19 protein-coding genes and 1 pseudogene are annotated in these 22,329 nt (G+C 49.9%); 4 read left to right on the forward strand and 16 right to left on the reverse strand.

The genetic code is table 11. The features are described from left to right. Positions 1–323 precede the first annotated feature (323 nt). The 11 genes and pseudogenes from CBE73_RS10050 to CBE73_RS10100 form a co-directional block, all read right to left on the reverse strand. Positions 324–851 carry a hypothetical protein gene (locus CBE73_RS10050; RefSeq protein WP_174704698.1) on the reverse strand — a complete coding sequence of 176 codons (528 nt, stop codon included), beginning with the start codon at positions 849–851 and terminating at the stop codon, positions 324–326. A 48-nt stretch (positions 852–899) separates the two neighbouring features. Further along, positions 900–1,337, reverse strand: coding sequence for a hypothetical protein (locus tag CBE73_RS10055; protein ID WP_068697682.1), 438 nt, complete (start codon positions 1,335–1,337; stop codon positions 900–902). Positions 1,338–1,359: 22 nt separating this feature from the next. After that, positions 1,360–1,758 carry a DUF2500 domain-containing protein gene (locus CBE73_RS10060; protein WP_229752617.1) on the reverse strand — a complete coding sequence of 133 codons (399 nt, stop codon included), beginning with the start codon at positions 1,756–1,758 and terminating at the stop codon, positions 1,360–1,362. Positions 1,759–1,858: 100 nt separating this feature from the next. Continuing rightward, entirely contained in the window at positions 1,859–2,230 is a 372-nt protein-coding gene (locus CBE73_RS10065; RefSeq protein WP_244905539.1) for a reverse transcriptase domain-containing protein, read from the reverse strand. 626 nt (positions 2,231–2,856) lie between these two features. Further along, positions 2,857–3,093, reverse strand: coding sequence for a hypothetical protein (locus tag CBE73_RS10070; RefSeq protein WP_068697684.1), 237 nt, complete (start codon positions 3,091–3,093; stop codon positions 2,857–2,859). Positions 3,094–3,344: 251 nt separating this feature from the next. Next, complete coding sequence (locus CBE73_RS10075; protein ID WP_094094123.1) at positions 3,345–4,124, reverse strand: hypothetical protein; 780 nt, start codon at positions 4,122–4,124, stop codon at positions 3,345–3,347. 89 nt (positions 4,125–4,213) lie between these two features. Beyond that, positions 4,214–5,083 (reverse strand): annotated as a pseudogene (gene ltrA, locus CBE73_RS22405) (group II intron reverse transcriptase/maturase). A 436-nt stretch (positions 5,084–5,519) separates the two neighbouring features. Beyond that, positions 5,520–8,060 (reverse strand): glycoside hydrolase family 31 protein, encoded by a 2,541-nt coding sequence (locus CBE73_RS10085; protein WP_094094124.1) that lies wholly within the window; start codon positions 8,058–8,060, stop codon positions 5,520–5,522. A gap of 110 nt (positions 8,061–8,170) precedes the next feature. Then, the gene (locus CBE73_RS10090) at positions 8,171–9,784 is read right to left on the reverse strand and encodes an extracellular solute-binding protein (RefSeq protein WP_094094125.1); all 1,614 of its coding nucleotides are present in this window, start codon (positions 9,782–9,784) and stop codon (positions 8,171–8,173) included. 35 nt (positions 9,785–9,819) lie between these two features. Next, on the reverse strand, positions 9,820–10,671 hold the full coding sequence (locus CBE73_RS10095) for a carbohydrate ABC transporter permease (RefSeq protein ID WP_229752831.1): 852 nt from the start codon (positions 10,669–10,671) through the stop codon (positions 9,820–9,822). Between the two features lie 124 nt (positions 10,672–10,795). Then, positions 10,796–11,722: an ABC transporter permease gene (locus CBE73_RS10100; RefSeq protein WP_094094126.1), complete on the reverse strand. Its 927-nt coding sequence runs from the start codon at positions 11,720–11,722 to the stop codon at positions 10,796–10,798. A 354-nt stretch (positions 11,723–12,076) separates the two neighbouring features. Between CBE73_RS10100 and CBE73_RS10105 the strand changes: the two genes are divergently transcribed. Both CBE73_RS10105 and CBE73_RS10110 read left to right on the forward strand, forming a co-directional pair. After that, on the forward strand, positions 12,077–13,939 hold the full coding sequence (locus tag CBE73_RS10105) for a sensor histidine kinase (protein WP_229752824.1): 1,863 nt from the start codon (positions 12,077–12,079) through the stop codon (positions 13,937–13,939). Between the two features lie 14 nt (positions 13,940–13,953). Continuing rightward, positions 13,954–15,768 (forward strand): response regulator, encoded by a 1,815-nt coding sequence (locus CBE73_RS10110; RefSeq protein ID WP_229752826.1) that lies wholly within the window; start codon positions 13,954–13,956, stop codon positions 15,766–15,768. Positions 15,769–15,845: 77 nt separating this feature from the next. On the opposite strand, the gene CBE73_RS10115 is transcribed toward CBE73_RS10110, so the two are convergent. Further along, on the reverse strand, positions 15,846–16,430 hold the full coding sequence (locus CBE73_RS10115) for a TetR/AcrR family transcriptional regulator (RefSeq protein WP_068697700.1): 585 nt from the start codon (positions 16,428–16,430) through the stop codon (positions 15,846–15,848). Positions 16,431–16,637: 207 nt separating this feature from the next. On the opposite strand from CBE73_RS10115, the gene CBE73_RS10120 reads away from it, so the two are divergent. Next, the gene (locus CBE73_RS10120; protein WP_068697701.1) at positions 16,638–17,849 is read left to right on the forward strand and encodes an MFS transporter; all 1,212 of its coding nucleotides are present in this window, start codon (positions 16,638–16,640) and stop codon (positions 17,847–17,849) included. Between the two features lie 172 nt (positions 17,850–18,021). Here the strand turns inward: CBE73_RS10120 and CBE73_RS10125 are convergent, their stop codons facing one another. The 3 genes from CBE73_RS10125 to CBE73_RS10135 form a co-directional block, all read right to left on the reverse strand. Then, entirely contained in the window at positions 18,022–18,279 is a 258-nt protein-coding gene (locus CBE73_RS10125; protein ID WP_068697702.1) for a hypothetical protein, read from the reverse strand. Positions 18,280–18,597: 318 nt separating this feature from the next. After that, on the reverse strand, positions 18,598–19,392 hold the full coding sequence (locus CBE73_RS10130) for a TrmH family RNA methyltransferase (RefSeq protein ID WP_094094127.1): 795 nt from the start codon (positions 19,390–19,392) through the stop codon (positions 18,598–18,600). 140 nt (positions 19,393–19,532) lie between these two features. Then, the gene (locus CBE73_RS10135; RefSeq protein WP_094094128.1) at positions 19,533–20,207 is read right to left on the reverse strand and encodes a potassium channel family protein; all 675 of its coding nucleotides are present in this window, start codon (positions 20,205–20,207) and stop codon (positions 19,533–19,535) included. A gap of 243 nt (positions 20,208–20,450) precedes the next feature. Between CBE73_RS10135 and sspI the strand changes: the two genes are divergently transcribed. Next, positions 20,451–20,678: a small acid-soluble spore protein SspI gene (gene sspI / locus CBE73_RS10140; RefSeq protein WP_174704699.1), complete on the forward strand. Its 228-nt coding sequence runs from the start codon at positions 20,451–20,453 to the stop codon at positions 20,676–20,678. 56 nt (positions 20,679–20,734) lie between these two features. Here sspI and CBE73_RS10145 read toward each other — a convergent pair whose 3' ends face one another. Further along, complete coding sequence (locus CBE73_RS10145) at positions 20,735–22,315, reverse strand: peptide chain release factor 3 (RefSeq protein ID WP_094094130.1); 1,581 nt, start codon at positions 22,313–22,315, stop codon at positions 20,735–20,737. Positions 22,316–22,329: the final 14 nt, after the last annotated feature.

Genomic DNA, 22,329 nt, shown 5'->3' on the forward strand with positions numbered 1-22,329 from the left:
GTTCCAGCTGCTTTATTAATTCATGATGCTGCCTTTGGAGGTTTCGAATTTCACTTTCAGTAGTGGCTAACACCGAATGATTAATAGCTGTTTTTATAACTACATACAAAATGAAGCAGCTGATAAAAGTGAAAATGATCCAAAGTAAAATAGCCATAAAAATACCGCCCATCTTCAGATTGATTAAATAAATAGTTAATGACCTGAATTTCGATTAACTTTAATATATTCACGAAAAATGACCCCGCTTAGATTGTTCTGTCCTCGGCCGGGTCGTGTGAGTCTGGTCTTCTCCATTTATCAATATCCTGTCACTTATAAATTCATAAAATGATTTGCTTCCTCAATTCAGTAATATATTCATATACATCCTCTATCTCTTTAATCCCTTTAATTCTTTCTTGTAGCAACCTAACTATAAAATTAAGCTCGTTTTCTCTGGGATAGATCTGGTCCACGTAATAAGCATTATAATCCTTTATAAAGTCTGACTTACTTTTATAAAACCTAAAGCGCTCCAGAACATAAAGCTCTTTAATGCTAATGAATAGGGATAACAAATCCTTAAGGTTCCTTGCAGCTAAATTGACTTCATATCCAAAGCGCATAGGCTGTATAAAAAGTATAGGCGCTTCTTCCAAGTCTACAATCGAACCTCTTGACGTATAAAAAGCAAAGTGATCCCCATCTACACCGGTTCTTCCAAATAGGATAGAGTCATCCGGAGTACAAGAATATCTATGTTCATCATCAAAATTTATATACAAACCTATATAATCATCTATTGTCCGGCCGTAGGTTGTGCTCAATTCTCTATCCAGCAGCACAAGCTTTTCCAAGGTTTCAGGCATTGGGATCCGCATCTGTGAATTCCCTTCATCAGGTAATTTACTTGCTAGTCACTCCCGTATTTCAACTCCTAATTCCTGCTCAGTAATGATTTTGAACCTCTTCAAATCCAGGTTGAGGGCTAAAATCCCCTCTTTGTCCAAACCTTGGGTATCTACGTTAAATGAACCTTTAATTAGCTCTTCCGAACCGCCAGTGATGGTTTTATTCACTTCGTTTATAAGGGGAGTTCTGTCTAGTCTACTAATAAGATCTTCCTGTAGAATAGGTTCAACTGATTTAAGGGTTATACTTCGCCCCGTTTTGTTCCAAATGTTAAAGCTATAAGAAACCACTGTAAGATCTAATTCTCCACCGTAACTTGTAGTCAGTCCACTCATTACAAGACCATCTTCTACTCGATCTTTGCTTAAATTACTGTTGCATCCGTATAAACTGAAAGATGATACTATAATAATTACTAGAAGATTGAATTTTAGCTTCCTCATTGGCTCCCTCCCCTTAAAAGGTCTACAAAGAATTCTGCTGCGATCGTATAAATTCTTTAAATCTAGTTCCTTGATACCGGAGTTCCCCTTGATCGCCTATTGAAATCAATCCAAAATCTTTGTCTCTCACATATAGCTCTATTCGAGTATGGTCTTCAAATTCAAAGGTGATGTAATAATTTGTACTGGTACTTGAATCTCCAGAACCTCCCCATACTTCTGTTCTCTTATCGATAACGTTACATTTCTTCTGTACTATTGCCAAAGCATTATTTGAAATCCAGGTAGATAGACCTTTTATGATGATGAAGACAAACCCGCCAATTACTATAAAGAAAAGTAATCCTATAAAGATCCGGGCAAATAAGGGGATCTCTTGAAAGAAATCGAAAAAGCTATTAGGTTCACCAAAATGATTCAACGTGTCTCCCCCTTCCTTTTAATATCACCTGCCATCAACAGCAGTTATATTTTACCTTTATTTACATCTGCGTACAATCATTCTTATTGTGTCTTTTCTTCTATGTAAAAAGTTTCTCATGGTTTAACGTATCGAAGTATTTCGAGAGGTCAATCTCTACCGCATAGCTATATCCTTGTTCCGCATAGCTCTTCACTCTTAGGATGGCTTGCTGGGCACTTCGCCCTGGTCGATAGCCATAGCTTCCTTCCGAGAACAACGGCTCGAAGATCGGCCCTAATTGCTGAGCTATCGCTTGCTGGATGACTCGGTCTACCACAGTGGGGATCCCCAGTTTGCGTACGCCACTTCCATCTGGTTTGGGGATTTCTTTGCGTCTTACCGGACTCGGTTTATACGTTCCTTCCCGGATGCGACCTAGCAGCTCTTCTCTATTTTCTTGCAACCACCCTAGCGCAGCCTCTACGGTCATTCCATCGATTCCGGTACTATGGCTTCTGCTGACTTCTCACAGCAAGCTTTACGCCGTCTTTCGGATTTTTTTTCCTACTCCACGTCCGTGAGATCTCCCCAGGTAAGGGCGATAACTTTCCCCTCATCTATCTGCCACATTTACATGATGTGACTCGGGCAGTATTGGACTTCGCTTTGATATGCAAGCTCGTCCGTCCCACCATGCCTTGTATGTGATTTCTGTTCGTCAGACCGAGGTTTTGCCTCCGGCTTCCTTCAGATTCCGTCTCACGACGGACACCCTTGCCTTCAGCTAACAGTTCCTACTGCCAAGCCTGTAGCGGACTTCCACCGCCGAGTTATCGCCCATGCCGGGCGCACATGCAAAAAAGCCGATCTCTGCACGAAGAATCCATGCAAAAATCGGCTTTTAAAAACACATTATTCAATTTCCATTCGCACATACGCATGCGGTTCAAGTAAAGCTTTTATCAGAGCGTCTCCGTACTCTTCGTCCCTTGTCTCCAGCAATTGGGAGTTTAGAGGTAGAAATAATTACAAGGACTTTATAGTTTAAATAAAAATGATGCAAACATACACTCGATAAAAAGCACTAATTTGTCAACTAATAAAAAAGCAGCACTACTATTCTTTTTTTATTTCTGCCCAAATTAAATAAATGACTCCTAAGATCAAAGCTATTATTTCTGGAAGAACAGAATAGGTTTTGGTAACACTTAAAGCGTAGTCAAACATCCCCTCACCAATAACCCCATCTTTCCTTCCCATGATTGCTGCCACAAGCAGATGCACGCTATTTCTAAAAATAAATAGCACCGCCGCAATGCCCAATAGTGATATTCCTGCACCACGTTTTTTCATTAAGCTCTCCTAGTTAGTTCTCCCTAAAAAAAAGGGATTTTTTCTTTCGAAAGAAATGAAAACTCCTATAAGAGGAATCATTACTGTAACACAACAATACGAACAAAGAGTCACGTCGAACTCCATACTAAATGTTAGATTCGACGTGGCCACTCAAAATCCCTTCTTTGAGATGATGTATCTCACAAAACAACCAACTATATATTTGGGACAGCCTTTAATACCCCGAAAAGCCTTTCTAACCTCAATGATCAGGCAGGCGGAGTGCTACCTTCCTTTACTGTGTAGATGCCATCTGGTAATCCAGCATTCCCTGGTCTTGCAGCATAAAGATCAAGAAAATATGTTTTGTTTACCAGGTTTACATTAGAAAATCCATCAAAGTTCCAAACTTCTTCATGCATAGTTCCCCATGAGTTATCCATATATGGCGTGAATTCCATCCAAGAATATCTTTTGGGAGGAATTCTTTGTGAAATCGAGTCAGAATTTGTAATAGTCTTGCTCCATGAAGCTCCAAGAGAAGTGCTAGCACTAAAGGCATCTTCACCATAAGAAGTTGAAAAAGAGACATTGGCAGAATATCCTTGAGAAGCCGAGAAAGTAATTGTTCTTGTAACCTCATTAGAGGTTTCATTATAAACAGCAACAGAAATCCTTCTAGTTAAATTATAATTGTAAACACCGAATGCACGGCCTGATTCTAAATAATAACTGTAATCTTGTAGTGCAAATGGAGTTATTGTATTATTATTTTCATTTTTTGAAACCTGTGGATTGAAAATCTCAGATTTCAGACTATTTTTCTGTGACTCTATGGATTGTAGTTTTTGCTCATTTTGGCGAAGAAGAAGATTATACTCCTCTTTACTCAGCTCTTTTTGTTGACCATTTTCAACCAAAAATATTCTTGTTACTTCTGTATCATCAGATACTGCATCTTTCCCTTCAGCAAGAACCGACATGGAACTGTCAGAAAATACTGTTACCAGCAAAACGAGCATTACTGGTAATTTTAGTACAGCTTTCATCTCTCAACTTCCTTTCTTCTCCATATTTTTAAAATACATTTCATAAATAGGATAATATTAACTTTAATATATTTAAATATCTTTTTTTGTTAAAATTTAGATTTTAAGTAAAAAACATAAAACTCAGCCAATATCTTTGTTAACTCTTTCAGTTTCTTCTTTGCTTTGGCTAGGGCATCCCGATGTGTGCGGATATACATGCCGCTTCCGCTCTTCCCTAGGGCAAAACCCAGAAATTTGAAATGCTTCTGCGCAACCACGCTCACCACTTTGCTCTTCTTCGTGTTCATCTGGAGTCTTAACTTGTTCTCTAGATACTTTCGGCTCGTCTCAAGTAACCGGGTGCCTGCCCGTTTACTTTTCGCTAGCACCACGATGTCATCTGCATATCGGATCACGTTCACTCCTCGGCTTTTCATCTCTTGGTTAAATTCGTTCAAGTAGATGTTCGCCAGAAGCGGGGATAGAGGCCCTCCTTGCGGAGAGCCTTCTTCCGTTTCCCGGCATATTTCGTTTTCCAGGACTCCGCTTTTCAAGTACTTCTTAATGAGGTCGGTTACTCGCTTATCCCGAATCTGTTGTCACAGAAGCTTCATCAGTAACTCATGGTTTAACGTATCGAAGTATTTCGAGAGGTCAATCTCTACCGCATAGCTATATCCTTGTTCCGCATAGCTCTTCACTCTTCGGATGGCTTGCTGGGCACTTCGCCCTGGTCGATAGCCATAGCTTCCTTCCGAGAACAACGGCTCGAAGATCGGCCCTAATTGCTGAGCTATCGCTTGCTGGATGACTCGGTCTACCACAGTGGGGATCCCCAGTTTGCGTACGCCACTTCCATCTGGTTTGGGGATTTCTTTGCGTCTTACCGGACTCGGTTTATACGTTCCTTCCCGGATGCGACCTAGCAGTTCTTCTCTATTTTCTTGCAACCACCCTAGCGCGGCCTCTACGGTCATCCTATCGATTCCGGTACTATGGCTTCTGCTGACTTCTCACAGCAAGCTTTACGCCGTCTTTGGGATTTTTTTCCTACTCCACGTCCGTGAGATCTCCCCAGGTAAGAGCGATAACTTTCCCCTCATCTATCTGCCACATTTACATGATGTGACTCGGGCAGTATTGGACTTCGCTTTGATATGCAAGCTCGTCCGTCCCACCATGCCTTGTATGTGATTTCTGTTCGTCAGACCGAGGTTTTGCCTCCGGCTTCCTTCAGATTCCGTCTCACGACGGACACCCTTGCCTTCAGCTAACAGTTCCTACTGCCAAGCCTGTAGCGGACTTCCACCGCCGAGTTATCGCCCATGCCGGGCGCACATAAAAAAAAGCGCCCTCCCGATTCACTTAGAAGGACGCCTTTCACTTAGGGCACTAGTAAGCCTTCACTTCAATTCAATACCTCGCACACAAAATCTCACACAAAGCTCCATACAGCGCCAGCTCCAGCTCCATCGCAGCTAAAGACGGCAACGCCAGGGAAGGAGCTGGCGTCTCCTTCACAAGCTTATAAATCTGCTCCTTCAGCTGGAAGCGTATCTGAGCACGATCCAGAAGTGCAAATACCTCATCCACCACTCGGTTCTCCGCCAAACGGGCATCTGCCAAACGAACCGTCAAAGATTCATTCACGGATACCTCCGGCACCATGACCGTCAGCGTATGAGTTTGCTCGTCATAACTGGAATCAATAACTCTGGCAGATTCCTTAGCTCCATTGGAAGATTCCGCGGCTCCATTAGTCTCGCTAACACCGCCAGCGCAGGCTCCCTTAACCTCATTTAGCAATACCTTAACCTCAGTCTCCGCTACCCCGCAGAACACCAGCTTCCAGCTGCGTCGTTCAGGAACAACACTCAGGTTCCCTTCGGCCGGCAGAATCGTCAAGGAGCTGCCTTGCCCGTCTTCCGCAGCTTCCCACGTCCATACCATTTCCGTCCGGCACCAGTTCTCATCCCGATCCTCCGCCGTGTCTCCGGCATCCTCCCATAGCTCAAACCGCCCGTCAGCTCCCGCAAAAATGCGGACCTCCAGCTGCGCCGGATTTTCGGTTGAATGGGTGAACTCGGGGAAATCGGCCATAGGCACGATAGCGCCCGCCTTCGCCAATACCGGGATATGCTCCAAATCCCGGTACAGCGAAAGCTTCCTGCCACCGTCATAGACCCGGCCCTTAAAGAAGTCAATCCAGCGCCCTTCCGGCAGCCAGGCTTTAACTTCGGCCACGCCGATCTCCCGGTGCATCGGCCGGGTAACCAGGCAGGCGATCAGCTCGGTACCGAAGTAATATTGGTTAGGCACTTCGTAAGCCTCGTGTTGTTTCGCATGCCGATAATACATCGGCTGCACCAGCGGAAGACCGTCGCGGCTGGCGTAACGGTTCATCGTGTAGAGGTAAGGCAGCAGACGGTGGCGCAGGCGCAGATGCTGCTTCATCACTTGTTCCGCGATAGGATTGAAACGCCAAGGCTCCTTGCTGTTAAAAGGACTGGCCGAGCTGTGCAGGCGCAGAATCGGCGAGAACACGCCGAACTGCACCCAACGAGCCGCCAGCTCGTCGTCGAGATAACCGAGCATATGCCCGCCGATATCGTGGCTCCACCAGCCGTAACCGGCATTAGAGGCTGTAGCCGTGAAATACGGCTGGAAGTCCAGCGATTCCCATGTCACGATTGTATCCCCGGAGAAACCGACCGGATACCGGTGACTGCCGAGGCCTGCGTAACGGGAGAAGGTTATTTTTCGGCTGCCGCGGCGCCCGCTATCCAGAAAATGATAATGGTTCAGCATCCACAGCGGATCCAGGCCCGGCACCTTGGTAACTCCGCCCTGCTGCCAGTCGATCCACCAGAAATCCACCCCTTCCTCCTCCAGCGGATGGTGCAGGTATTTGAAATACGCCTGCAGAAATTTAGGGTCGGTGATATCGAATTCGACAGCTTCGCCTTGTTCAATATCCACGCCAAGGTCGGCGGCCATCGCCAGATAAGGCTCCTCAAACGCTCTTACCCCGTCGGCCGGGTGCACGTTCAATGTTACACGTTGTCCGTTCTGATGCAGCCATTCCAGCAGGCCCTTCGGATCAGGGAACAGCTCCCGGTTCCACGTATACCCCGTCCATCCGCTGCCGTACTGCGGGTCAATCTCGACGAGATGCCAGTCCATGTCCAGCACGGCCACGGAGAAAGGAATCTGCTCCTGCCCGAACCGCTCGAATAAAACTTTGTATTCGTCCTCCGTATAGCGGTAATACCGGCTCCACCAGTTGCCAAGCGCATAGCGCGGGAGCAGCGGTGTTCGGCCGCACAAATGATAGAAATCTCTTAAGCAGGCTAAATATTCATGCCCATAACCAAACAGATAGAGGTCCAGCCCGGCTGCTCCTGCTGCTTCCCGCGGCTCTACCTGCCCGTCCTCCTTCAGCACAAGAGAGCGGCTGTCGTCGATCACCGAGTAACCGGAACGCGACAGCAATCCCGGCTCCAGTGGAATGGCCCCGTCGGCATTATCCAGCGTACGCGCAGTACCGCCTAGATTAGCCCCCGTTCCATCCCAATTAAGCTCAGCATCCCCGTAACGCCAGACGCTCAGCAGATGCCCATCCCCGTTCCGGACCTGAATACTCAGGCCGTGGCGTGTAAACGGTCCTTTGTCGTATTCGACCCGCAAATACTTCGTCATGATCTGCAGCCGGTGCTCCTGATCGATGACCTCAAATTCTGGCACCGGATATAAACGGTTCACCACCGTCTGCGTCGCCCGGTCTTCAAACCGGCCGCTTTCGCTGTATTCCATGCGGATCAGCTGCGGCGTCAGCACCGTAAACCGGTAATGTTCATCGGCCACGACCGCCTCCTGATCGGCAGCCGGCTGAACCTCAAGCTTCAAATGCTCCGGCAGCCCTGCTTCTTGTTTGGTTTGTATGATTGGATTCATCTCTCTAACTCCTCTCTATGGAAAAAAATCATATTTTCTCTACTAGGTTTAGCTTCATAGCTAAGACAAAGCCGCCCCGCAGACACGCCGCGGAACGGCTTTGATAAACGTTACTTCACGCTCATATACCGGTCATAAGCGTCGGTGCGGATCTTCATCAGCTGGTCCAGCCCCATGTCGTTCAGCTTCTTCACGTAGGCATCCCAGCCTTCGTCAATGCCGCCTTTGGTGACCCAAACCGCACGCATCGTGGACACATAAGTATCGATGTCCGTGGTCAACGTCGGCAGCTCTTTAAATTCATCAGCGGTGTACATAACATTCGGATATGGTGTTGTTACGTAGTCGCTGCCGAGTTTGTCGAGCTGAAGCTTCAGGCCGTCACCGGTTTTTTCGCTCAGCTTGATGTTTTGCTCGAAGGATGGGCTTACGTATTTAGGTCCGAAGTCACGCAGGGATTGATCCCAATACCAAGCGTCCGCGCTTGTGCCGGCCGGCGGGTCCATCAGGGAATACGTGCCGTCATCATTTTTCTTGATGACCGTGCCGATGGCGCCCCAGAAATTCTGGATGCTGGCTTCGTTCGTGTAGAACTGGTCAGCCCAGCGTGCAGCGACTTCCGGATATTTGCAGGACGTGGTGATCAGCAGCTCGTTGCGGTTAAAGCTCATGCCGTTCGGATCGCCCGGGTTGTAGCGTTTGCCGTCCGGTCCGGCGATCGGCGGGATCGTTACGTATTGGTCGCTCCATTTGCCAAATACGGCGTCAGGCGTCCATTGGTTCGTGAAACCGACGATCGGTGCGTCTGCATTCTGCTGCTTCGCCGAGGTCATGCTGGCGTCCTGAGTGAACAGCTCTTTGTCCAGCAAGCCTTCCGCATACAGCTTGTTGGCGTATTTCAGCGCTTCTTTATATTCGTCGGTAATCGGATAATACACCGGCTTGCCGTCCTTGATCATCATGTTGTTCGCATTGATGTCGGTAATGCCGAACGGATTCAGGAAGTCCATGCCCAGGCCGGTTTCGGTGTACGGAATTTCGTCCGCTTTGCCGTTGCCGTTTGGATCCTGGGTTTTAAACGCTTTCAGAACGTTGTACAGGTCGTCGGTATTGTCCGGCACCTGCAGTCCCAGCTTGTCGAGCCAGGTTTTGTTGATGACCGGCTGGTTTTTCGTTTTTGGACGGGATGGCAGCCGGGTTGGCAGCGAATAGATTTTGCCGTCCGGGAACGTGCTGATTTTCTTCAGCTCCGGCGTTTCCGCCATAGCCGCTTTCAGGTTCGGCATGTACTGGTCGATATAATCGTCCAGCGGACGGAAGTAGCTCAGGTTGTTAACGATATCGGAATCGGAGAACGTCTGGTCGCCAAGGATGATGTCCGGCAGCGTTCCGCTCGCCAGCATGATCGATTTCTGCTCGGCCCAGTCGTTTGAGGAAACGACCTGCCATTCGATTTTGACGTTGGTGTTCTTCTCAAGATCCTTCAGCCACTGATTTTGCGTAAACGTATCGCCCATATTGCCCCAGCGCATCGTCAGCACTTTCAAGGTAACCGGCTCATTAACGATCGGCAGCCCTTCTTTATTGAAGCTGTCGGTTGCGCTGGCCGCCGTGTTGTTCGCGTTGTTCGAGCCGCCGCAGCCGGCGAGCCCTACGACCAGCGATGTTGCCAGCACAACTGCGCCGAGCATTTTGCCGGACTTTTTGTTTAACCATTTGCCCATATGAAATCCCCCATTCTAGTTTATAGAACCTGCCTTTATTCCTTCACAGCGCCGATCATCACCCCCTGGTTGAAATACTTCTGGATGAACGGATAGACACACAGAATCGGCACTGTTGCCACGATGATAACCGAATATTTCATCATGCTGGCCAGACGTAACGCAATTTGCGCCGCTTCGCCCGTGCCCATGCCTGACTGCATCTGATTGGTGATCAGAATGTTGCGCAGGATGAGCTGCAGCGGATACAGATTGGGATTTTTCAAATAAATCAAAGCGTTAAAATATGAGTTCCAATAGCCGACCGCAATCCATAAGCCAAGCACCGCAATAATCGCTTTCGAGAGCGGCAGGACGACTTGGAAGAAATACCGCAGGTTGCCGCAGCCGTCGATCTGCGCCGCTTCCCACAAATCCCCCGGAATACTCGTCTGAAAAAAAGTCCGGGCCACGATAATATCGTAGACAATCACCGAAAAAGGAAGCACCATCACGAGGAATGTATCGTACATGTGAAAATCGCGGACGGTCAGGAACGTTGGAATCAACCCGCCGCTGAAGAACATCGTAAAGATAAAAAACAAGGACAAAAACTTCCGGCCCACCAGATCTTTGCGCGATAAGGCGTAGGCCGCCGCGATGTTGACCGCAAGTCCAATCGCCGTGCCGACGATCGTATACAGAATCGTGTTGCGATAGCCGACCCAGATGTTTTTATGCTTCAACAGCTCGGTATATCCATCCAGTGTAAACCCTTTCGGATAAAACCACACCTGGCCGTTCGCCACCGAAGACGGATCGCTGAAGGATGCAATAATAATGAAATACAGCGGGTAGATCAGGATAATCAGGAACAATACCGCAAAGATGTACAGCAGCACTTCCATAACCGTATCCGAGGAACGGTTGTTTTTGATTTTCGGGTTTTTGGTTTTCTTGTGATTGAGCTGTTCGGAACCCGCCTTCTTGTTAAGTTCTGCCTCCAACATCGCCATCCTTCATTCCTCCTTTCTACCACAGGCTGTTTTCGCTGAACTTTTTGGAAATCTGGTTGACCAGGATCAGCAAAATAAAGTTAATAACCGTATTAAACAGGTTGATCGCCGAGGAGAAGCTGTATTGGCTGCTCAGCAGGCCAATCTTATACACGTATGTCGACAGAATCTCGCTGGACGTGATGTTGAGGTCATTTTGCATCAGGTAGACCTTCTCAAACCCTACACCCAGCAGTCCGCCCACCCGCAGAATGAGCAGCGTGATGGCCGTAGGCATCAGCATCGGAATATCGATATATCTTACCTTGTGCCACCGGCTTGCACCGTCCACGGTTGCGGCTTCGTACAAGCTTGGATCTACCGCAGACAAAGCCGCGATATAAATGATGCTGTCCCAGCCGACATGCTGCCACACGTCCGACCAGACATACAAGCTGCTGAACCAGCCGGAGGAACCCATCAGATCGGGCGCTTCAGCGCCGAACAAGCGGTATACGCTTCCAAGAAGACCGCTGCTTGGCGACAGCAGAATCAGCATCAGGCCGACCATAACCACCGTGGAGATGAAATGCGGCATATACGACACTGTCTGGAAAAACCTCTTAAACCGATTGCCCCGCATCTGGTTAACCATCAGCGCCAGCAGAATCGGAATTGGAAACGTAACTAAGCTGTACACGCTGATAATCAGCGTATTTTTAATGGTAGTCGAGAACTGGTACGAATGAAAAAACTTATCAAAATATTTGAACCCTGCCCACGGGCTGCCCCCGATGCCCAGCGCCGGACTGTAATCCTTAAAAGCAATCAGCACGCCGTACATCGGCTTGTAAGCGAACAGCAGCGACAGCACCACAGCGGGAAGCAGCAGCAAATACAAGCCCCAATTTCTTCGGATCTGTCCCCATTTTTGTCCTGAGACTGCAGGTTGACCGGCTCTCATGACATCCCCTCCTTTTTCTTTATTTAAATGTGACCCGGGGAAAATCACCGGTGTTCCGTGCCTGGATGAGTCATCCGTTCGGGAACACCTTCAGTATATAGGCGGTGCGTCCCGCTTTACCGGACCTTGTGAAGCCGTTATCCGGACTTCTCGGGTCCGGTTGCTATCGGCAGCGCCGGAAGAGTAGGGCTGCGGACCGTTTTCCCTGACGTTATCCAGACTTTCCATTGCACTATCCGGACTTTGCGCCTTCCAGGCCGGAAAAGTTTATAGTCGAATCCTGCAAACCTTTTTATAATGAATTTAAAGCGCATTCATAATGCGCCCCACGAAAGGATGCGGATAACTGAACCTATGGCTGCCGAAAAAGCGAACAAACAATATCCGATCCGTCATTACGTCAAAATCATGTTTCTGATCTCGTTTATCGTGCTGGTGCTCGATTTCGTCATCAGCCTTGCTACCATATCCATCGTCAAGCAGCAGTCCACCCGCTATCTGCAGGACACGGCAGATCTGTACATCAACCGGATCAACCACGATTTCGCCTACATCAGCCACTATATGGGATGGACGCTGGCCAACGACGAAAGCGTGACGACCATGACCGGCTATCCGCTGAACAGCTGGGAGTTTTTTAAGGCAGGCGAAAGCCTGCATAAGCGGTTTACGGAGCTGCAGAGGAATTATGGCCAGGAGTATAACTTTTTCTTGTATTTGAAGAATCAGGATTATTTCCTGAACTACGCGCCGATCAGTATTCCTTACGGCGATTACCAGGATCTGAAAGAGCAGATTACGTCCGATTTGCTGAGCTCCAATGTGCAGGACAACGAGATTTATGAACGGTTTTATTCCAAATGGACGCCGGTGATGGTACGGGGAAAATATTACATGATCAGCATCGCTCCTTATCAGGACAGCTACATGATCGCGCTCATCTCGGCCGATAACCTGATCTCGCCGCTGCGGCAGATCAACCTTGGCGAAGACGGCCTGGCTTCGTTTGTCGCCGAAGATGGAACCAGCCTGACCAGCCCCATTCTGAATAATGGAACCCGGCTGACTCCTGAAGAAGCCCAGGCCAGCCAGTCGCCGCCTTCCTTCCTGAATCTGATTCAGACCCGGACGACGGTGGACGGCGAATTTACGAATGCCACCTTCCACGTGAAGCTGGTCATTCAATTTGGCACCTTCGAGAAGATCGTCATCGCCCAGCTGCTGATCCTGCTGCTGGCCTTGATCATTGCCGGCAATCTGGCTTTTATCCTGATGTACTTCAGACGCAAGGTGCTGACCCCGATCAAACGCTTCTCCTATAATCTGTCCTTCTGGACGGAGGATGGGGAGACGATCGACATGGAGAGCAGCAAAATTATTGAGCTGGAGAAAGCCAACACCCAGTTCCAGCATCTGGTGGGCCAGATCAAGAAGTTCAAGATTGACCTGTATGAACGGGAGCTTGAGAAGCAGCGCATCCAGCTGGATTACATGAAGCTGCAGATCAACCCGCATTTCTTCCTGAACTGCCTGACCAGCATCTACAGCATGGCGCAGATGCAGATGTATGAGGAGATTGAAAATATGGCGATGTCGACGTCCAAATATTTTCGGTATATTTTTCAGAACGGGGAAAATTTCGTGCGGCTTGAGGATGAGATCGACCATGTCAGGACGTATCTCGACATTCAAAGGCACCGTTATCAGAACGCCCTCTCTTTCCGGATTGAAAGGGACACTGTTGAGGACACTGGCGAAAGCGAGAACGAGGGCAAGGGCGCGGACCAAGGCAAGCGTGGAAATGATACTGGCGCCCAGACGGACGCCGGCCTGATTCCGCCGCTGGTGCTGCAAACCTTTATCGAAAATGCGGTCAAATACGGTGTATCCCGGACCCGCGAGGCCCAAATTATATTGAAGCTCCAGCGCAAGGCAGCAGCTGATCCGCCGGTTAAGGAACAGGAGTACCCGGCTTCTGCGCCGCCGCGGAACCTCATTCAGATTGCCGACAACGGCCCCGGCTTCCCGCCGGACGTTCTGGAGGCGCTGCGTCAAGGACGCCCGCTGGATCAGTCCAAAGGCACGCATATCGGCATTATGAACACGCTGCAAAGGCTGGAGTCCCTTTACCGGCAGCAGGCTTCCGTCACCTTCTCGAATCTGGCAACCGGCGGGGCCTGCGTGACGATTGATCTTCCGGTTTACCCGCCGGAATAAAAGGAGTGTATGTTATGAACGCTTTTCCCGCGGATGCAAATCCGGCTGGAACGACAATAATGGTCCGGGGGGACGGAAGGAGCGAAGCCGGTGGCATAAAAAAGGACAGCCATGCAAACGAGGTCGATCGCCGGAACGAGAGCGACAGAAACGGACCGGACACACAATCGGACACTGTCCCTTTGTCCTCTTCTGCCTTTCCGGCTCCTTATCCCGCCCTCCGCGCGCTGATCGTGGACGACGACTATTTTGTCGTGACCGCGCTGGAGCGCAAGATCAACTGGCGCTCCCTGAATATTGAACAGGTCTATACGGCGCATAATGTCGCCCAGGCTCGGGAAATTTTACAGCAGCATCCGGTTCATATCCTGATATCCGACATCGAGATGCCGCAGGGCAGCGGTCTGGAGCTGCTCGCCTGGATTCGGGAAATGAACTACAGTGTGCAGGCCATCCTGCTGACCAATTACGCCGATTTCAATTACGCCCAGAAAGCGATCGAGCTGCAAAGCTTTGAATATTTCCTGAAGCCTATTGAATTCGATAAGCTGATGCTGATCATCCAGAAGGCGGTTCAGCGCGTGAAGGAGCAGCAGAGCGCCCAGCGGGCGATCCAGGAAGGCCAATACTGGCAGCGCAACCAGTCCAAAATGCTGGAGCATTTCTGGAGGAAGCTCATTAGCGACAGCTCCTCTTCCCTGATTAAACCGGCCGTACTTGCCGAGTCCATCCGGGAACAGAACCTCGATTACCGGCTGGATGATAAGGTGCAGCCCCTGATGTTCCATCTGTTCCCGCATAACGGGAGCATGGGCAGCCAGGAGAAAGGGTTGTTCGATTTCGCGCTGCAAAATGTGTTTTATGAGCTGTTTCAGCAGCCGTCTTTTTCCGTGGACACGATGCTTGAATACAAGGACGACCACTGGATGGCCATGCTGAAATGGAAGGGGGCTCCGGAGCAGGACCTGCTGCGGGAGTTATGCGCCTCTTTCCTCCAGAAGGCCCGCCCTTATCTCAAATGCGAGGCCTGCTGCACGATTGCGCTGCCCTCGCAGATGGAAGGCGTCAGCCTCTGCATCCGGCAGCTGTTAACCATGGACAGCGAAATGGTACAAGCCCGGAACGAAATATACGATGTGCAGGATTATTTGGAGCTTGCCCGGGAGCCAGCCGAATATGCCGCGCCTGATCTGGCCCACTGGGAGGAGCTGCTGAACCGCAACCAGCCTGAAGTTCTGCTGGCCGAAACCTCCCGTTACTTAAGGGGAAGGCTCAGCCACCGCATGCTGAACGTGTCCGTGCTCAGTTTGTTCCGGCTGGATCTGGTGCAGCTCGTTTATTCTTTTCTGAAAATGAAAGGCATTCAGGCCCACAAGCTGTACACCGGCAAAACGCACGAGCAGCTGCTGGCCCAATCCCTTAATTCGATTGAGGACATGGAAGCTTTCGTTCAGGATTTGGTCACTACCGCGATGGAGTACCGGGACTTTACGGAACGGGCCACGTCCGTAGTCGAGGAGATCAAACAGCATATCCTGAGCCACTATGGAGATGAGCTGTCGCGCAATGATCTTGCCGAAATCGTTTACCTGAACCCCGATTACCTGGCGAGATTGTTTAAGAAAGAAACGGGCATTTCCTTGGGCAGCTATGTGATCCAGGTCCGTATTGCCGCCGCCAAGCAGCTGCTGGAGACTACTTCCCTGTCGGTATACGCGGTAGCCAACAAGGTCGGATACGGGAACTATTCGTATTTCTCCAAGCTGTTTAAGCAGGCCGTCGGCTGCTCGCCGAATGAATATAAGAAAGAGCAGCAGGGCAGCTTCTAATACGAAAAAGGCAGAGATCACTGGCCAGTCCAGGATTCCTGCCTTTTTTCGTTAAAGAGGGAACACTATGTTATTGTCTAAGGGGTTTTGGTCCGGATCCCATAAAAGGCCGCATTCACAATCTGATGGACATAAGCTTCGTTTAATTCGCCGCCCGTCATGATCAGCCGATAGAAAAACGGCCCGTAGATCAGGTCAATAAACAAATCCATGTCGATCTCCTTGTTCAGTTCCCCCCGTTCGATCCCCCGCGCAATTATTTGTTTGGCTTCTGCACGCCGAGGGGCAAAATACCGCGTTTGATAAGCCTCAGCCAGCGTCGGATCGGACTGGCCTTCGCCGATGATTTCGGACAGAACCTTTCCTTCGATGCTGGTCAGAAACGAAACGACATAAGCCGCATGCTTCAGTAGATCCTCGTATACGGAACCTGTGTCGGGTACAGGCAATCTTTTGGATACGCCCGACAGAAATCCGTCCATGACCACAGCCGCTTTATTCGGCCACCATTTATAGATCGTCGCTTTGCTGACCCCTGCCCGTTCGGCGATTTTTTCAATCGTTACCGAAGCAAATCCCATTTCCAGCAGCAACTCGAAGGAAGCCTGCAAGATGGATTTTTCGGTTTCTATACTGCGCGGACGTCCTCTTTTTCCTGTCAAATCCATTCTCCTCCTTAACAAACCCACCGTACGAATAAATAAATGCAGTTAGTTATTATACTAAACAATAAAAAAACTATTTACAATACGCGTCGTTCAGTATATGATGAAGTCACGAATTAATAAACTATACGTTCATTATTTAATTAATAAACGTTTTTCCCGATTACGTACAGGGATTAATACATTTAAGGAGGCCTTTTTCTTATGAACGCTTCAGTACAACAGCACAAAAACATTCCCGGCTGGCTGTCTTTTTTATTGGCCGTCTCGTGCGGAATTATCGTCGCTAACCTTTATTATGCGCAGACTCTGGTGGGTCCAATCAGTGAAGCTACAGGACTTTCCGCTTCAGCGGCAGGACTGATCGTGACCATCACGCAGATCGGTTATGTGCTTGGACTTTTGTTTATCGTCCCGCTTAGCGACATATTGGAGAACCGGAGCTTATCCGTCGGGTCGTTGGTGATCGTCGTGGCGGCGCTGCTTGTAGCCACCTTTGTCCGCAACTCGGGGTTGTTTCTGGCCGCCTCGCTGGTGATTGGCTTAGGTTCAGTTGTTGCTCAGATTCTGGTGCCTTATGCCACATACCTGTCTTCTGACGAGCAAAGAGGCCGGGTTGTCGGCAATGTCATGAGCGGACTGCTGCTCGGCATCATGTTTGCCCGCCCGGTCGCCAGCTTTGTTGCCAGCCTGCTGGGGTGGCAGGCTATCTTTGCGATCTCTGCTGTTCTGGTAGCGGTGCTTGCCCTTGTGCTGGCACGGGTGCTGCCAAAACGCCTGCCAACCCATTCGTTGAGTTACGGGCAGCTTGTTGTCTCTTTGGGCACGCTTTTCAAGAATACGCCGATTTTGCGCCGGCGCGCTTTCTACCAAGCCTGCCTGTTCGGTTCGTTCAGTCTCTTCTGGACGGTTGTTCCGCTGCATTTGGCTGATGAATTCGGCATTTCGCAGCAGGGCATTGCCTGGTTTGCACTCGCCGGTGTCGGCGGAGCGGTCGCCGCTCCGATTTGCGGCCGGTTAGCCGACAGAGGGATGTCCCGTGTCTTAACCGCTGTCGCTTTAATTGTAGCCGTATTGTCTTTCCTGTTGGCAATTCTGGTACAGGGTCATTCCTTTGTCGCTCTGCTGCTGCTTGTCATTGCTGCCATCACGCTGGACATGGCGGTTTCCGGCAACCTGGTGCTCGGACAACGGGCCATTTTCTCCATCGGCAGCGAGGCCAGAGGCCGGTTGAACGGTTTGTTCATGTCGATCTTCTTCATTGGTGGAGCCATCGGCTCATCCGTGGGCGGCTGGGCTTATTCGCACGGCGGATGGAAGTTAGCGGCCTTAATCGGCATGATCCTGCCGGTCATCGCTTTGCTTTATTACCTGACGGAGAGAAAACCGCTGGGGAGCAAGGTGGAGGAAAGCTGACCCGGAGAGGAAATAGAAGAAAAATATAGGGAGAAGAACCACCAGGGTTCTTCTCCCTATATTTTGTCCTTTTGCGGTAATGCAATTGGAGAATTAGGTCATGGATCACCAGACCATAATGGGGTTCTCTGGCAGTCGTTTGATTGCTTCAGCCATAGCTGCCTTAACTTTTTTATAACATGGGATCCATATCTTTCCCGTATCCTCCTCTGAACTCAATTTTACCCTTTCCATTAACAAGGTAGCTTACAGGCCCGAACTTCCCACTTCGCCCCCATCTTCCCACAAAGGATCTGAGTTGTGGAACGTCTACTTGAACAACAAGCGGATTCCAGACATAAACCGACTTATCTGGATCCCAATATAAAGATTCATCACGCAGAACCTCTACTTTATGTTTGGCCTCGAAATTTCTCATGAATTCTTCCATTTGTTTCACCTCTTTTCTGGATGAATTGTCCTCAGAATACACCCCCTAGATAAAGAGATAAAGTTCGAAAATTGGCCATTTCTGAAGCTGCGTTTTACGAGCGGTAAGCTTGCCCTCGCCGGTTGACAAGCGTCTCCGTCGACAACTTTCAAATGCTCTGTTTTTCTTAGAATTTAAGATTTTTTGCTTATTGAAAATTTAGTAGATTCACAAACAAAAAAGACTGAAAAATGACCGGCATAAGCCAACCCATTTTCAGTCTTTTTTGAAACAAACAACAGTCAAGTTCGGCGGTTAGTTCGAATCCACGGTAGTGCTTTATCCCTTAAAATCCCGCTGCCGCGAAGCCTCGAACAGCAACACCGACGCAGCCATCGCCACGTTCAGCGATTCGGCCCGGCCTTTCATCGGGATGATGACCGCATCATCCAGCAGCGCCAGCGTGTCCTTGGACAGTCCCCCGCCTTCACTGCCGAACACGAGCCACTTGGCTCCGGTAAAATCATATTCATAACAGCTGCGCGCAGACTGCAGGCTTGTCCCGGCGATGCGTACGCCCCGCTCTTTCGCCTGCGGGAGCAGCTCTTTCAAATCCCCCTCCACAATCGGAAGGTGAAAAAGCGAACCCATCGTCGATCGAATGACCTTGGGTCCGTACACATCGGCGCTGCCGCGCCCGATGACTACGCCGGCCGCGCCGACAGCGTCTGCGCTGCGGATAATCGTCCCGACGTTGCCGGGGTCCTGCACGCCGTCCAGCACGACAACCAGGCTGTCCGGCTGCTCAAACAGCCGGGCCGGCGGGACGTTCTCCTTGCGGATCACGGCAAAGACAGGCTGCGGCGTTTTGGTGTCCGTACATTTAGCGATGACCGCCTCCGAGACGCCGATCCATTCGACGCCCAGCGAATCGGCTGCCGCGCGCGCCAGCTCGGATGGAATTCCGCGCTCCAGCGAGAAGGCTACGCACTCTATGTCAGCGTGCGCTTTCAGCGCCTCCTGAACCAAATGAACACCTTCAACGATAAATTTGCGGTGTTTATCGCGGTGTTTTTTCTCCAGCAGCGAGCTCCATTCCTTCACCCGGCTGTTCTGGGTCGATTCAATTTGCATCGTTCAGTTCACGACTCCTGTTTCTGATATTATTAGCAGTCCGCCTGCATTCATGCAGGCAAAACGGATGTTTGCTTATATTACGGTTTCTACGGTCTTTACAGTCGTTCAGTCGTTACAGTCGATTCTGTAGCTCCCGACTATTTCCCTTGGGTCATCGCCAGTTCCAGCTTCACCAGATCATCCTTCTGCCCGACAACTACCAAAATATCGTCGCTGTTCAAACGATCATTGGCATCCGGGGAAATGTTCATCTGTTTGCCGCCTTCTTTTTTGATCGCCATGACATTACAGCGGTATTTGGCCCGGACATTCAGCTCGATCAGGTTCTTGCCGATCATGGAAGGCGTCGCCTTCAGCTCCAAGATGCTGTATTCTTCGGAAATTTCGATGTAATCGATAATGTTCGGGGAAGTCAAATGATGGGCAACCCGAAGGCCCATATCCCGCTCCGGATGGATGACTTTATCTGCACCGATCTTGGACAGAACCTTGCCGTGCAGCTCATTTTGCGCTTTAGCAACAATAACGGGTCCGCCCAGATCTTTCAGAATTAACGTTGTCAAAATACTCGACTGTATATCCTGTCCAATAGCAACAACCACGACGTCAAAGTTACGAATCCCCAGCGCCCGCAGCGCTTCCTCATCCGTGGAATCTGCGGAGACCGCATGCGTAACCAGGTTCGCTATGGCTTGCGTTCTATTTTCATCCGAATCAATGGCCAGCACATCAAATCCCATTTGGCTTAACGACTTGGCCACGCTTATTCCAAACCGCCCCATACCGATAACGGCAAACTGTTTTTTTGACATTTTTACCTCACCTGTTGTTTGAATTAACACACGTATACTTTCCTCTATCTTAACACAATCCAAACGTTGCTTGTATTTCCAGGACTCCTTGAGGGTACATTAAAAATGCTGCCTGTGTGTAAAATCAAGCGCCACCCCCGCTTGCGCACTCGGGACAGCTTGAGAAGCAGCACAGCTTTAAGCCTTGCTAACCCCTGAAGTTAGGCTGAAAGCTTTACTTCGAACCATGAGGAGGATGTCATCATGGCTATTATGATGAGCTTGAGAGAAGCGGTCATGCATAAAATGCACGGCAACGATCTTCAAGGTCTGCGTTCGATGATTGAAGGATCTATTCATGCCCAGGAAGCGGCCCTGCCCGGCCTTGGCGTAGCTTTCGAGCTGATCTGGCAGAAAATCGACAAAGCCAAACAAGACGAACTTGTCGCCGTTTTGGACAGCGCGTTAAAAGCTTCTTCCGCATCGAAGTAAAACAACAAATCCCTCTTCCGGCCTTAAACCGGAACGAGGGATTTTGTTGTTTATCATCAAGGCGCGGTTTCCAGGAACTTCGCTTCCGGAAGTTTCTCCATTGCCGTGCGCATGGCGTATTCGTTTTCGAACAGAACCACATAGTTCTCTTTCTTGTCCTTCACAAGCACCGAGTTAATCCGGAATTTCGAAGGGTCCACTTTATCCATTACGATCCAGCGGGCGAACTGGTAAGGCATGCGCTGAAGCTGCACGTCCACGCCGTATTCGCCTTTCATCCGGTATTCGAACACCTCGAACTGCAGCTGGCCGACTACGCCAAGCAGAATATCGTCGAAGCTGACCGTCCGGAACACCTGAATCATGCCTTCCTCCGTCAGCTGGTCGATCCCTTTCTGGAACTGCTTCGATTTCAGCGCGTTTTTGATGCTGACCTTGGCAAAAATCTCCGGCGAAAACGTCGGCAGCTCGTCAAAGACGATCTCGCTTTTTTCGCTCAAAGAGTCACCGATCCGGAAGATGCCCGGATCAAACAAACCGATAATGTCGCCCGGATAGGCTTCATTCACGATGTCACGGTCCTGCGCCAGAAACTGCTGCGGCTGGGCCAGCTTGATGTCCTTGCCCGCGCGGACATGTTTGACCGTCATGCCCCGCTCGAACTTGCCGGACACGATCCGCAGGAATGCGATCCGGTCGCGGTGCGCCGGGTTCATGTTAGCCTGAATCTTGAAGACGTAGCCGCTGAACTTCTCGTCCGTCGGCTCTACCAAACCGGCCGTACTTCTGCGCGGCTCCGGTTTGGGCGCCAGCTCCAGGAAGTTCTCCAGGAACGTCTGCACGCCGAAGTTGTTGACCGCACTGCCGAAGAAGACGGGCGTCAATTCACCGCGCATAACCTTGTCATAATCAAACGGATCGCCCGCCACGTCCAGCAGCTCCAAATCCTGGCACAGCTGATCGTGCAGGTATTCGCCCGCAATTTCACCGATTACCTTATCTTCGTATCCATCCACTTTCTTAACCTGAATCGTGGAGTGATCATCGCCCTGGAACAATTCGACCTGATTCTTCATCCGGTCGTAGACGCCGGAAAGCTCACGGCCCATGCCGATCGGCCAGTTCATTGGCACGGAGCGGATGCCGAGCACGTTCTCCAGCTCTTCCATCAGTTCAAAGGGGCTGCGGCCTTCACGGTCGAGTTTGTTAATAAACGTAAAGATCGGAATGCCGCGTTTCGCGCACACCTGGAACAGCTTGATCGTTTGAGGCTCGACGCCTTTTGCCACGTCAATAAGCATGACCGCGCTGTCCGCAGCCGTCAAAGTCCGGTAAGTGTCCTCACTGAAGTCCTGGTGACCCGGCGTATCCAGAATGTTGATCCGATGTCCTTTATAATCAAACTGCATCACCGAAGACGTAACGGAGATCCCCCGCTGCTTCTCGATTTCCATCCAGTCACTGGTTGCGTGTTTGCTGGCTTTTCTTGCTTTAACCGAACCCGCCAGACGGATGGCTCCGCCGAACAGCAGCAGTTTTTCCGTAAGGGTCGTTTTACCCGCATCCGGGTGAGAGATGATGGCAAACGTACGGCGTTTGTCCACCTCTTGCTGCAGCACATTCAAAGCTTTGTTCATTTCTTCACGGTTCC

Origin of the sequence: Paenibacillus physcomitrellae, assembly GCF_002240225.1 — a bacterium.
GTDB lineage: Bacteria > Bacillota > Bacilli > Paenibacillales > Paenibacillaceae > Fontibacillus > Fontibacillus physcomitrellae.